The following is a 12614-nucleotide window of genomic DNA, read 5'->3' on the forward strand; positions in this document are numbered from 1 at the left end:
GCCTCATAGGACCCCTTTCTTCTAGGAAGTGCTTGCAAAACAGAGTAATGTATTACCGACTTTGTCGTCGCCGTTCGCTACAAAGGTTCGCGCGGCTAATGAGAAACTTTATGTCTCTTTCTGGACTGGTTCCAGCCTGACGTGAAGGTTGTCATTAGTCGCGAGGATGTAGTGAGATGGTTTGTAATCAATGGGGAGACGCTGTGCCGAACACAACGACATCGGCTGGCATCTGGTAAACCCGAGAATGATAAACCCTGAGTAAAGGATATTATTTTGCTAAATCCTATCGTACGTAAGTTTCAATACGGTCAGAATACCGTTACGCTCGAAACGGGCATGATGGCACGTCAGGCCACTGCTGCCGTTATGGTCAGCATGGATGACACCGCAGTTTTCGTGACCGTTGTCGGGGCGAAAAATGCCAAACCAGGTCAGGACTTTTTCCCGCTGACCGTTAACTATCAAGAGCGTACTTACGCTGCGGGCCGCTTCCCTGGCGGGTTCTTCCGTCGTGAAGGTCGTCCGAGCGAAGGCGAAACCCTGATTTCTCGTCTGATCGACCGCCCAATCCGTCCGCTGTTCGCTGATGGCTTTGTCAATGAAGTGCAGGTTATCGCAACGGTGGTTTCTGTAAATCCGCAGATCAACCCAGATATCGTAGCAATGATCGGTGCGTCTGCGGCGCTGAGCCTGTCTGGTCTGCCTTTTAATGGACCGATTGGTGCTGCCCGTGTTGGTTACATCAACGACCAGTTTGTGCTGAACCCGACCATCGAAGAACTGAAACAGAGCCGTCTGGATCTGGTGGTTGCCGGTACGCAGGGCGCGGTACTGATGGTGGAATCCGAAGCGGATCTGCTGAGCGAAGATCAAATGTTGGGTGCCGTGGTGTTTGGTCACGAGCAGCAACAGGTGGTTATCGACAACATCAATGAACTGGTGAAAGAAGCCGGTAAACCGCGTTGGGATTGGCAGGCACCTGCCGTTAACGTTGCGCTGTTGGATCGCGTGAAAGCGCTGTCTGAGACGCGTCTGGGCGATGCGTACCGTATCACCGAGAAGCAAGAGCGTTACGCGCAGATCGACGTTATCAAATCTGAGGTTAGCGCTGAATTGCTGGCTGCTGATGATTCTCTGGACGCCAATGAAATTCAGGACATCCTGGGCAGCATCGAGAAAAATGTAGTGCGCAGCCGCGTACTGCGTGGCGAACCGCGTATCGATGGCCGTGAAAAAGACATGATCCGTGCGCTGGATGTGCGTACTGGCATGCTGCCGAGAACCCACGGTTCTGCGCTGTTCACCCGTGGTGAAACTCAGGCGCTGGTAACGGCAACGCTGGGTACCGAGCGTGATGCACAGAACATTGATGGATTGACCGGTGAAACCACCGATCGCTTCCTGCTGCACTACAACTTCCCTCCGTACTCTGTGGGTGAAACCGGTATGGTTGGCTCGCCGAAGCGTCGTGAAATTGGTCACGGTCGTCTGGCGAAACGTGGTGTGCTGGCTGTGATGCCTACCGCCGCTCAGTTCCCGTACACGGTGCGTGTGGTTTCTGAAATCACAGAATCCAACGGCTCTTCTTCCATGGCTTCCGTCTGTGGCGCTTCTTTGGCGCTGATGGATGCAGGCGTGCCGATTAAAGCCGCCGTTGGGGGTATCGCGATGGGTCTGGTGAAAGAAGGCGATAACTTTGTGGTGCTGTCCGACATCCTGGGTGACGAAGATCACTTGGGCGATATGGACTTCAAAGTGGCCGGTAGCCGCGAAGGTGTTACTGCACTGCAAATGGATATCAAAATTGAAGGTATCACCCGCGAAATCATGCAGGTTGCACTGAATCAGGCCAAAGGTGCACGTCTGCACATTCTGGGCGTGATGGAACAGGCCATCGGCGCGCCGCGTGGCGATATTTCTCAGTTTGCACCGCGAATCCACACCATCAAGATCAACGTCGACAAGATCAAGGACGTGATCGGTAAAGGTGGTTCAGTGATCCGTGCGTTGACTGAAGAGACGGGCACCACTATCGAGATCGAAGATGACGGTACGGTGAAAATTGCCGCAACCGACGGCGAAAAAGCGCGTCATGCCATTCGTCGTATCGAAGAGATCACCGCAGAAATCGAAGTAGGTCGTGTCTACCAAGGTAAGGTAACGCGCATCGTTGATTTCGGCGCGTTCGTTGCTATTGGCGGCGGCAAAGAAGGTCTGGTACACATCTCTCAAATCGCTGACAAGCGCGTTGAGAAAGTCACTGACTACCTGCAAATGGGTCAGGAAGTTCCGGTTAAAGTACTGGAAGTTGACCGTCAGGGCCGTGTACGTTTGAGTATCAAGGAAGCGACTGCTCAGTCTCAGGATGCCGCTGCTACAGCGCCTTCTGAGGAAGAATAACAGTTGTTTTGCCACTCCCCGCTTAGGCGGGGAGTTGGGCATTTTGTGAGGTACGGATAGCCTCACATTGAGCGTGCGGGGACAGGATGTTCATCCAATGTTTGTCTTCGGGAGTGGGAAATGAAGCCTTTCTTACGCTGGTGTTATGTTGCGACAGCACTTATGCTGGCAGGATGCAGCAACACGGATTGGCGTAAAAACGCGGTATTGGCAATTCCAGTGCAGCCTGCTTTACAGCAGGAAGTCATTTTGGCGCGCATGGAACAAATTCTTGCCAGTCGGGCGTTAACCGATGACGAACGCGCACAGCTATTATATGAGCGCGGAGTGCTGTATGATAGTCTCGGACTGAGAGCGTTAGCGCGTAATGATTTTTCACAGGCGCTATCAATCTGTCCGCATATGCCGGAAGTGTTTAACTATCTCGGCATTTATTTAACGCAGGCAGGCAATTTTGATGCTGCCTATGAAGCGTTTGATTCTGTATTAGAGCTTGATCCAACTTACAATTATGCGCGTTTGAACCGGGGCATCGCCTTGTATTATGGCGGTCGTTACCTGTTAGCGCAGGATGATCTGCTGGCGTTTTATCGAGACGATCCGAACGATCCTTTCCGTACGTTATGGCTGTATTTGGCTGAACGGGAGATAGATCCCAATGCTGCCAAGGCCGCGCTGAAGAAGCGTTATGACAGTGCAGAAAGAGGTCCTTGGGGATGGAATATTGTCGAATTCTACCTGGGCAACATCAGTGAAGCTGTGCTGATGGAGCGCCTGAAGGCAGAAGCAACGGATAACACTTCGCTCGCTGAGCATCTCAGTGAAACTGACTTCTATTTAGGTAAGCACTACCTAAGTCTGGGGGACAAGAACAACGCCATGGCGCTGTTCAAGCTGACGGTTGCCAACAACGTACATAACTTTGTTGAGCACCGCTATGCATTGTTGGAATTGGCATTGTTAGGCCAAGAGCAAGACGACCTATCAGGATCGGACCAGCAATAGCTGACGAACGTAATCAGCCTGGAACCACCGTTTCCATCGCCTTAACGGGCGAGGGCTTTTTTGTTCGTTTTTTAATCTAATTTGAGCCGGTTCACACTTTTCAATGAAAATGACTGAGTATTTTCTCGACAAGTTACGTGTAGACTGGCCGCCATTTCACTATGAGGCACGTTTACATGGCAGAGTTTGAAACCTCTTTTGCTGACCTGGGGCTGTCCGCTCCTATTTTGAATGCACTGTCGGATCTGGGATATGAGAAACCCTCTCCCATCCAGGCAGAATGTATTCCTCATTTGCTGTCTTGCCGCGACGTGCTGGGTCTGGCCCAGACCGGTAGCGGCAAGACAGCAGCGTTTTCATTACCGCTGCTGCACAATATCAAGCCTGAACTGAAAGCGCCGCAAATGCTGGTGCTGGCACCGACCCGTGAGTTGGCGGTGCAGGTGGCTGAAGCTTGTAATGATTTCTCTAAACACATGCACGGTGTGAGTGTGGTAGCGCTCTATGGCGGCCAGCGCTACGACGTTCAATTGCGTGCGCTGCGCCAGGGTGCGCAAATTGTGGTCGGTACGCCGGGACGTCTGCTGGATCACCTGAAACGCGGTACGCTGGATCTCTCCAACCTGAGCGGTCTGGTACTGGATGAAGCTGACGAAATGTTGCGTATGGGCTTCATTGACGATGTCGAAAGCATCATGGCTCAGATCCCGGCTCAGCACCAAACGGCGCTGTTCTCGGCAACCATGCCGGAAGCGATTCGCCGTATTACGCGCCGCTTTATGAAAGATCCGCAGGAAGTGCGCATTCAATCAAGCGTGACGACGCGCCCAGATATCAGCCAGAGCTACTGGACTGTGCACGGCATGCGTAAGAACGAAGCGCTGGTGCGTTTCCTAGAAGCGGAAGAATTTGACGCCGCCATCATTTTCGTGCGTACCAAGAACGCCACGTTGGAAGTGGCTGAAGCCTTGGAGCGTAGCGGGTACAACAGCGCGGCGCTGAACGGTGACATGAACCAGGCTCTGCGTGAGCAGACGCTGGAGCGCTTGAAAGATGGTCGTCTGGATATTCTGATCGCCACCGACGTTGCGGCACGCGGTCTGGATGTGGAGCGTATCAGTCTGGTGGTGAACTACGATATTCCGATGGATGCCGAATCCTACGTGCACCGTATTGGCCGTACTGGCCGTGCCGGTCGTGCAGGTCGTGCATTACTGTTCGTGGAAAACCGTGAACGTCGCCTACTGCGCAACGTTGAACGCACCATGAAGCTGACGATCCCTGAAGTCGATTTGCCGAACGTTGAACTGTTAGGTGAGCGCCGTCTGGCGAAGTTTGCCGCCAAAGTGCAGTCACAACTGGAAAGCAGCGATCTGGATATGTACCGTGCGTTGTTGGCTAAACTGCAACCGGCTGAAGAGCTGGATATCGAAACGCTGGCGGCTGCATTGTTGAAAATGGCGCAAGGTGAACGTCCGCTGATCCTGCCGCCAAAACCGGTGATCGAGCGTCGTCCGCGCCGCGAATTCCGCGATCGTGATGATCGTAATGACCGCGGCGATCGTCGCCCGGGTCATGATGGCGATCGTCCGCAGCGCCGTGAGCGTCGTGATGTAGGTGAGATGCAACTGTATCGCATCGAAATGGGTCGTGATGATGGTGTTGAAGTTCGCCACATCGTTGGTGCCATTGCCAACGAAGGGGATATCAGCAGCCGTTACATCGGCAACATCAAGCTGTTCGCATCGCATTCCACCATCGAATTGCCGAAGGGAATGCCGGGCGATCTGCTGACGCATTTTACCCGCACGCGCATCCTGAACAAGCCGATGAACATGCAACTGATCGGTGATGCACAGCCGTTCGAACGTCGTGAGCGCAGCGACAGTCGTGGCGCACCGCGTTCTGGCGCTGGCGATCGTCGTGACGGTGGCCGTCGTTCATTCGGTGGGCAGGGTGATGCTCGTCGCGAACGCAATTTCAACCGTGATGGTCAACGCAGTGAAGGTCAACGCGCTCCGCGCCGCCGTCCTGCTGATATTGGCCAATAAAAATCACATTGGGTGATCGGTGTATTGGCTTATCTTTGAGGCGAAGTTCAACACTTCGCTTCTAAGGATAAAATAGTCCTTTACATAACTTTTACCCTTGTATTTTTTTTGGTATAAAAAGCGGCCCGCCGATAATGGTGGGCCGTTTTTTTTTGACTCACCGGCTGAACTTAATTTTGTTTTAAGGTTTTAAAGGGATAGTCCAACTCTTCGGCGTAGTTATTGCGGTGCCGGAAGAGAGGTACTAAAAAAATAGACCTCATTAAAGTAGTGCTATTTGGCGCTGCATAAAAAATAACAACGTTGTGTGGAATTAAATATGTCTGAACTCTTTGTTAAGGAACGCTTTAGTTGGCGTTCGCTCGGATGGCTTTTGCTCTATTTTTGGTTTTTCTCCTGCGTACTCCAGCTTGTCATTGTTCTTACTGGTCATAGTGGTACCACGGGATTACGCGATTCATTACTTTACAGCTTGCTATGGCTGATCCCCGTTTTTGTTTTCCCTGCCAGAACCAAAATCATTAGCAGCGTACTGGGTATCTTGTTATGGGCTACCTCTTTGATCGCCCTGGGCTATTACTCGATATATAAACAAGAGTTTTCACAAAGCGTTATGTTTGTGATGTTCGAGTCTAATAGCAAAGAGGCCGGTGAATATGTAAGTCAATATTTCAGTCTGAAAGTTTTGGCTATATTGCTTTTTTATACGGTGATAGTTGGGTTCCTGTGGCGTAAAGTGCGACCAGTTTACCTGCCGTTTAAATATAAAGTGACGGTATGCACCTTTAATTGCCGTAGTGCTGTTTGGTGTTCCCCTTTATAAAAAAATGCATAACGAGGGTGAGACATTGGAAGAGGCCAGCGGTTATCTGGCAAGCCGTATGTCCACTACCGCACCGTGGCAGTATATTGCGGGTTATGTTGAGTACCGCCAGCAGTTGGCAAGCATGACAGAAATGCTCAAGCAGAATGCGGCATTGCCCCCGCTGGCAAACCTAAAAGACGCGAATGGTGATACGCCGCGCACGCTGGTGCTGGTGATCGGTGAGTCAACCACCAGTAGCCGCATGAGCCTGTATGGCTATGGTCGTGAGACCACGCCGCGACTGGATGCGTTGCGTAAAAGCGATCCCAATCTGGTGGTGTTCAACGATGTCGTGACCTCACGTCCGTACACCATTGAAATCTTGCAGCAGGCGCTGACGTTTGCCGATGAGTTGCAGCCGGATCTCTATCTGACCAAACCCTCGCTGATGAACATGATGAAACAGGCCGGATACAAAACGTTCTGGATCACCAATCAGCAGACCATGACCAAACGAAATACGTTGCTGACAGTGTTCTCTCAGCAGACAGACGAACAGTTCTATATGAACAATCAGCGCACCCAAAGCGCGCGGCAGTATGATGACGTGGTGTTCGCGCCGTTTGAAAAGGTATTGGCCGATCCCGCTGAGAAGAAATTCATTGTGGTGCACCTGTTAGGTACTCACATGAAATACAAATTTCGTTATCCGGAAGAGACAACGAAATTTGTCGGGCGAGAAGGCATTCCTGACGGCGTGAGCGACAGCGATGTCGAAGTCTACAACGATTACGACAATGCTGAGCTGTACAACGATTACGTGGTCGAAACTCTGATCCGCACCTTTGAAAAAACGCAGCCGAATGGTTTCCTGCTCTACTTCTCGGATCACGGTGAGGACGTTTACGAGACGCCGCCGCACAACGTGCTCGGGCGCGATGAATCTGCACCGACGCGTAGCATGTACACGGTGCCATTCATTCTCTGGAATTCGCCACAGTGGCAGAAAGATCACCCGATCGACTATGCCCCTTACGTAAACCGGAAATACAGCAATGCACATTTGCTGCATACCTGGTCAACGTTGGCAGGACTCAGCTACGATCTTCAGGAGCCGGAAAAAAGCCTGGTCAGTCCTGCGTTTCGAGAATCAAAACGTTTGATCGGCGATCCTTACGGTAAGAAGGCACTGCGCACCTTTGACAGCTTGCCGATGACAGCTGATAGCAGGTGATGTCACTTGCCATTCCCCCTGGGTCGTCATTCCCGCGTAGGCGGGAATCTCGGATAGGCTAAACGCTTTCCTTCTGTTAGAGATCCCCGGCCTACGCCGGGGATGATACGCTCGTTGTCGCTTGCTCTTCTGTGATTAGTCAAAAAGTGACTGACGTATCTGGATGATCCGCTCGAAAGAGTCTTTTCGTGCTTGATGATCAAAGATTTGCCCATTGATCATGATCTCGTCTGCTTTAGTCTCTCGCAGCAAGCTGCGCAAGCCATGCTGCACTTTACTGTTGTCACCCACGATCGCTAAACGCAGCGCTTGATCCACACCAAACTGTTCGGCTGGAGACCAGAGTGAATCCATATCTTGAACCGGCTCAGGCAGCGGCCCAGGTTGCCCACGACGCAAATTCAGGAACTGCTGTTGTACTGAGGTGAACAAGAAACGCGCATCGCGTTCACTTTCAGCCGCAATCACGTTCACGCACACCATGGCATAGGGCTTGTTCAACGTGCTGGAGGGTTTGAATTTCTCCCGGTATAGCGCCATCGCCTGAAGCAACATATCCGGGGCGAAATGTGCGGCGAAGGCAAACGGTAACTCTAATGCTGCCGCTAATTGCGCGCTGTAGAGGCTGGAACCCAACAGCCAGAGGGGCACCTGCAAGCCTTGACCCGGCACGGTGCGCACCGCCTGGTCTGGTTGAGCATCAGCAAAATAGCGTTGTAATTCTTGTAAATCGCGGGGGAAATCGTCGATTTCCGCATTCTGGTGGCGACGCAGGGCCATCATGGTACGCTGATCGGTGCCCGGCGCGCGTCCCAAGCCTAAATCGATGCGTTCGGGGTAGAGTGATTCCAGCGTACCGAACTGCTCGGCGATCACCAGCGGGGAGTGGTTTGGCAGCATGACGCCACCGGATCCTAGCCGGATGCGCGCTGTGCCGGAAGCAAGATAACCGATCAGTACCGAGGTTGCGGCGCTGGCGATACCGGTCATGTTGTGGTGTTCGGCTAGCCAATAACGGTGGTAGCTCCATTTTTCCGCGTGCTGCGTCAGATCGAGCGAGTGATGAAAGGCATCTCTGGGCGTCGTCCTCTGTGGGATCGGCGCTAAATCCAAAACGGAAAACGGGATATCGTGAGAAAACAGTGTTGTTTGGGTATCGGTTGACATTGCGGCAGGCTCACTGTGTTTTTTTCACAGTATTGCGCACGTCCGCATTTTTTTATATTCAAAACGGGCGATCGGGCGGATCGCCGCCCGACGCCTGTCAGGACACCAATTCCAGACCGGCGACGCGTCGCCAGTAGCCGTTACAATCGGCATCTTGCATCAGGGGCAGCGGTGCCTGGCCTTGCTCGTTAGCGCGGAAGCTATCGATCAGGGGCAGCGTATCCAGCGACTGCGGCGATAAGCGAACGATATCCACCAGACCTTGCATGGACGCCAGTTCGTTGCCGAGGTTATAGCAATAGCCGCTCTGCGTCTGGATACCGTTGAGCACAAACACCTGCTGGTTTTCCTGCGACAGCATGGCGCGCCCCTGCGGGTACTTGATGCAGCAGGTTTCACACTCATCCTTGGCGCGGTTTTCTGAGCGAGCGGTGAAACAGCGCGCTGAATAAGCTAACGGCAAGTGCCCGTAACTCAGCACTTCCACCTCGAACTGATGGCGAAAACCGAGCTCATCGCATTGGTCGAGCAGGTCGCTCAGCCAGTCGCGGGAAAGCTCTACCGGCATGCACCAGCGCATCATCCCTTGCTTATGCAACAGACGCAGCGTGTGGGCGTTGTAGCAGTTGAGCGCATGGCCCGCGACAAACGGTAAATGCCGGTCTGCGGCCATGTTCACTGCGCCGAGATCGTTGGCTTCCAGCAGGAACTCTCCGTTCTCCACATAGCGTTTCAATTCGCTGAGTTCTGAGGGAGCCTGAATTAACGCCAACGTAGACAATACAATTTGCTTGCCGCTGGCGGCGAGTTGTTTCGCCAGATCGACCACTTTGATGGCGCGCCGCTTGCTGCACACCGTTTCACCTAAATAGATAATATCGGCGCTGCTCTGGCTGGCTGCCTGATAAAAGGCTTCTACATCCGTTTTTTGCCAATAGTAGAGGATGGCACCTAACGCATATTTCATACTGTTCTCTTCTCTCACCTGCCGCTTATTGCCATTTTCGGTGGTACGCACCCAGCGTGGTTTGCGTGTCTTCCGCCACTGCCCCGAGCGCTGACATCCACTCCGCACTCGTGGTGAAGGTGCCGGGAGACGCGATGCAACGGTCAATGGCTTGTCGCCAGACGCGGGTGATTTGGCTGACATAGGCTGGGCTGCGCTGACGTCCTTCGATTTTTACCGAGGCAATGTTGGCTGCCATCAGTTCCGGCAGTAACTCCAGCGTGTTCAGGCTGGTTGGCTCTTCCAGTGTGTGATAACGCTCGCCGCCCACCAGATAGCGACCTTTGCACAGCGTGGGATAACCGGCATTTTCATCATCCTGATATCTGTCGATCAGGACATTATTCAAGCGCGATTCCATCCCTTTTTCGGTTTGCTGCCAGCGCACAAAACGAGCGGGCGAACAAGCACCTACGGTATTGGGGGATTCCCTCGTCAGGTATGGAGGAGAGGTAACAGCGACCTTCAGCCATGATGCACAGGTTGCCGAACGCGAACACTTCCAGCGGCACCGGGCTAGTACGCGCCAATTGTTTAACCTGATGGATCGACAACACGCGAGGCAGTACGATGCGGTGAACCGCAAAATGGAGCTGATAAAAACGAATTGCTTCTTCGTTAGTGGCAGATGCTTGTACAGAGACGTGCCGTTCAATATGCGGATAGCGCTCTGCGGCATACTCAAGCATGGCAAGGTCAGCCAGGATCAGCGCATCGGCACCCATATTGGCCGCCATATCGACAGCGCGCTCCCAGCGTTGATAGCAGTTTGGGTGGGCAAACGTATTGATGGCGATATGCAATTTGCGCTGATGGCGATGCACATAGTCGCTCGCCTCCTGCAACTTCTTGTCCGTGAAGTTCAACCCGGCGAAGTGGCGTGCGTTGGTATCGTCTTTTAGCCCGATGTAAACAGCGTCGGCACCGTTATCAATTGCCGCTTTCAGTGCGGGCAGGTTCCCTGCGGGGCACAGTAATTCCATACGGGTTTCCTCATTCATCAGGCAGCCTGATGTCATGTCAGGGCTGATGCAGGGCGGGGGCATGCGGAAAATGGGTATAACAATCGATTATCAACGCATGACCCTTCTTTAACGTTAGGGAATCTTAATTAACCCGCTGGTGCAGAACTTTGATTTAGGCCAGCTTATCGTGTAATGAATAGGGATTGCTTGCATGCATTACCGAGATTTCCGTGCATAATAATGAAATTATTGACCCGGCATCGCGTCTGCTTTACTGGGCTGTGGCAAAATAGCGTGATGAGAAAAGCAGCACATGCGGTGCGCATGGCCTGAGCGGACCCTGCGTTCAGCGGGTGAGTGGCTTGGATTGAACGGTTTGCTTTATAAGGGGTCATCAGTGTTGGAAAAATTACGGGCACAGATTGTGCGTCAAGGTCCGGGCTTGTTAGGTAAGCCTCTGAAGTTCACCCCATTTGCCTTACAGCGGCAGGTTTTGGAACGGGTGCTGAGCTGGCAGTTTCAGCAGGCGCTGGATGAAGGTGAGCTGTCATTTCTGACAGAACGCTGGCTGAAAGTGGAAGTCCGTGATGTCGGGCTGACCTGGTTTGTGACATTGCGAGACGAGCGCCTGGTGGTGAGCCAGCATGAAGTGGAAGATGTCAGCTTCAGTGCCGAAGCCAACGATCTGGTACTGATCGCCGCACGCTGTGAAGATCCCGATACGCTGTTTTTCCAGCGTCGCTTGCGCATTGAAGGTGACACCGAACTGGGTCTGTATGTTAAAAACCTGATGGATTCTATCGATCTGGATACCATGCCAGCGCCGTTGCGTATTGGCCTGCTGCGTTTGGCCGATTTCGTTGAGGCGGGATTACATGAGGGCGCGATGCACGCTGACGATCGCGCGGCCACCACATGTTAGTACGGGTGGAAATTCCGGTAGATGCAGCGGGTATTGATGCGCTGCTGCGTCGTGCGTTTCCCACCTCGGCAGAGGCCGAACTGGTTCATCAACTGCGGGAAGACGGGCTGTTAACGCTTGGCGTTGTCGCGACGGATGACGAAGGCGTGGTGATGGGATATGTCGCTTTTAGCCCGGTGACCATCGCAGAGGAAGATCGGCAGTGGGTCGCTTTGGGGCCGCTGGCGGTAGATGAAACGCTGCGCCGTCAAGGATGGGATGAAAAGCTGGTTTACGAAGGGCTGGATGCGCTAAACGAGTTTGGCTACACCGCCGTGGTGGTGCTCGGTTCTCCCGCTTATTATGCTCGCTTTGGTTTTGTGCCTGCCCGGGAGCAGCAGTTACGCTGCCGCTGGCCTGATAGTGATGACGCTTTCCAGATGTACCCGCTTTCCGATAACCATTTTGAAGGCGTGAGTGGCATCGTGGATTATGCTGCTCCCTTCCAACGTTTTCTCCCCTGAGCGCTTCAGGGGACATCAGTACGTATAAAGTCAGAGAGCGTCGTAGGCTGGTCGCGTACCAGCCTCTCTTTTTGCTGTTTGCTCAGTTGCTTCAGGCGGTATTCCAGCCGTAACGCCGTGGTGTGATCCCCCACTTCACAGTGATAGACCAGCGTCAGTTCGCCTTTTCCTCGCAGTGCCTTTGCGCCTTTTCCATCCTGGTGCTGTGCCACTCTGCGCGCCACATCGCGCGTGATGCCAGTATAAAGTGCGCCGTTAGCGGTGCGCAGCATATAGAGTTGCCATTGGGGGCGTGAGGCGTCTGTCATGGTTAAGGGGGCGTCTTTATCAGTCACGATAATGGCAGTGTAGCCTGAAGCACCGAACTCAAAAAACATTATTTTTTATGTGGTTTTTATGTAACGATAACTTTACTTGCATTGATAATATAACCGTCATTCCGCACCTACTTTAAGAATAAATTCGACGGTATCGCTCGCCGAGAACATCAACGATGGTCTTGTGAATAGAATTGAGGTTGGATACTTGTGGTGGTCTGTCACCAATACTGAAC

8 protein-coding genes and 2 pseudogenes are annotated in these 12614 nt (G+C 52.9%); 6 read left to right on the forward strand and 4 right to left on the reverse strand.

The window, feature by feature from the left end; genetic code table 11:
• The first annotated feature begins 276 nt into the window (after positions 1-276).
• The 4 genes and pseudogenes from pnp (at position 277) to cptA (ending at position 7498) form a co-directional block, all read left to right on the forward strand.
• Positions 277-2403 carry a polyribonucleotide nucleotidyltransferase gene (gene pnp, locus ACTBDZ_RS02055; RefSeq protein WP_438814042.1) on the forward strand — a complete coding sequence of 709 codons (2127 nt, stop codon included), beginning with the start codon at positions 277-279 and terminating at the stop codon, positions 2401-2403.
• 120 nt (positions 2404-2523) lie between these two features.
• A complete protein-coding gene (gene nlpI, locus ACTBDZ_RS02060) occupies positions 2524-3408 on the forward strand; it encodes a lipoprotein NlpI (RefSeq protein WP_438814043.1) in 885 nt (294 codons plus the stop codon).
• A gap of 176 nt (positions 3409-3584) precedes the next feature.
• The gene (locus ACTBDZ_RS02065) at positions 3585-5459 is read left to right on the forward strand and encodes a DEAD/DEAH family ATP-dependent RNA helicase (protein ID WP_438814044.1); all 1875 of its coding nucleotides are present in this window, start codon (positions 3585-3587) and stop codon (positions 5457-5459) included.
• A 319-nt stretch (positions 5460-5778) separates the two neighbouring features.
• Positions 5779-7498 (forward strand): annotated as a pseudogene (gene cptA, locus ACTBDZ_RS02070) (phosphoethanolamine transferase CptA).
• A gap of 135 nt (positions 7499-7633) precedes the next feature.
• Here the strand turns inward: cptA and ACTBDZ_RS02075 are convergent.
• From ACTBDZ_RS02075 to ubiU, 3 genes and pseudogenes are all read right to left on the reverse strand, one after another.
• Positions 7634-8665 carry a luciferase-like monooxygenase gene (locus tag ACTBDZ_RS02075; RefSeq protein WP_438814045.1) on the reverse strand — a complete coding sequence of 344 codons (1032 nt, stop codon included), beginning with the start codon at positions 8663-8665 and terminating at the stop codon, positions 7634-7636.
• Positions 8666-8762: 97 nt separating this feature from the next.
• The gene (locus ACTBDZ_RS02080) at positions 8763-9632 is read right to left on the reverse strand and encodes a U32 family peptidase (RefSeq protein ID WP_438814046.1); all 870 of its coding nucleotides are present in this window, start codon (positions 9630-9632) and stop codon (positions 8763-8765) included.
• Positions 9633-9657: 25 nt separating this feature from the next.
• A pseudogene (ubiU, locus tag ACTBDZ_RS02085) lies at positions 9658-10654 on the reverse strand (ubiquinone anaerobic biosynthesis protein UbiU).
• 379 nt (positions 10655-11033) lie between these two features.
• On the opposite strand from ubiU, the gene ubiT reads away from it, so the two are divergent.
• A complete protein-coding gene (gene ubiT, locus ACTBDZ_RS02090; RefSeq protein WP_438814047.1) occupies positions 11034-11558 on the forward strand; it encodes a ubiquinone anaerobic biosynthesis accessory factor UbiT in 525 nt (174 codons plus the stop codon).
• A complete protein-coding gene (locus ACTBDZ_RS02095; RefSeq protein ID WP_438814048.1) occupies positions 11552-12061 on the forward strand; it encodes a GNAT family N-acetyltransferase in 510 nt (169 codons plus the stop codon). The genes ubiT and ACTBDZ_RS02095 overlap by 7 nt, the downstream gene beginning before the upstream one ends.
• Before the next feature lie 5 nt (positions 12062-12066).
• Here ACTBDZ_RS02095 and ACTBDZ_RS02100 read toward each other — a convergent pair whose 3' ends face one another.
• The gene (locus tag ACTBDZ_RS02100) at positions 12067-12369 is read right to left on the reverse strand and encodes a GIY-YIG nuclease family protein (RefSeq protein ID WP_438814050.1); all 303 of its coding nucleotides are present in this window, start codon (positions 12367-12369) and stop codon (positions 12067-12069) included.
• Between the last annotated feature and the right edge of the window lie 245 nt (positions 12370-12614).

The sequence above is a fragment of the Symbiopectobacterium sp. genome (assembly GCF_051710365.1).
Taxonomy (GTDB): Bacteria; Pseudomonadota; Gammaproteobacteria; order Enterobacterales; family Enterobacteriaceae; genus Symbiopectobacterium.

Bases quoted from the DNA above. Each gene is read 5' to 3' on its own strand.
- nlpI (WP_438814043.1), top strand. From the start codon at position 2,524: ATGAAGCCTTTCTTACGCTGGTGTTATGTTGCGACAGCACTTATGCTG.
- ACTBDZ_RS02065 (WP_438814044.1), top strand. From the start codon at position 3,585: ATGGCAGAGTTTGAAACCTCTTTTGCTGACCTGGGGCTGTCCGCTCCT.
- ACTBDZ_RS02075 (WP_438814045.1), bottom strand. From the start codon at position 8,665: ATGTCAACCGATACCCAAACAACACTGTTTTCTCACGATATCCCGTTT.
- ACTBDZ_RS02080 (WP_438814046.1), bottom strand. From the start codon at position 9,632: ATGAAATATGCGTTAGGTGCCATCCTCTACTATTGGCAAAAAACGGAT.
- ACTBDZ_RS02095 (WP_438814048.1), top strand. From the start codon at position 11,552: ATGTTAGTACGGGTGGAAATTCCGGTAGATGCAGCGGGTATTGATGCG.
- ACTBDZ_RS02100 (WP_438814050.1), bottom strand. From the start codon at position 12,369: ATGACAGACGCCTCACGCCCCCAATGGCAACTCTATATGCTGCGCACC.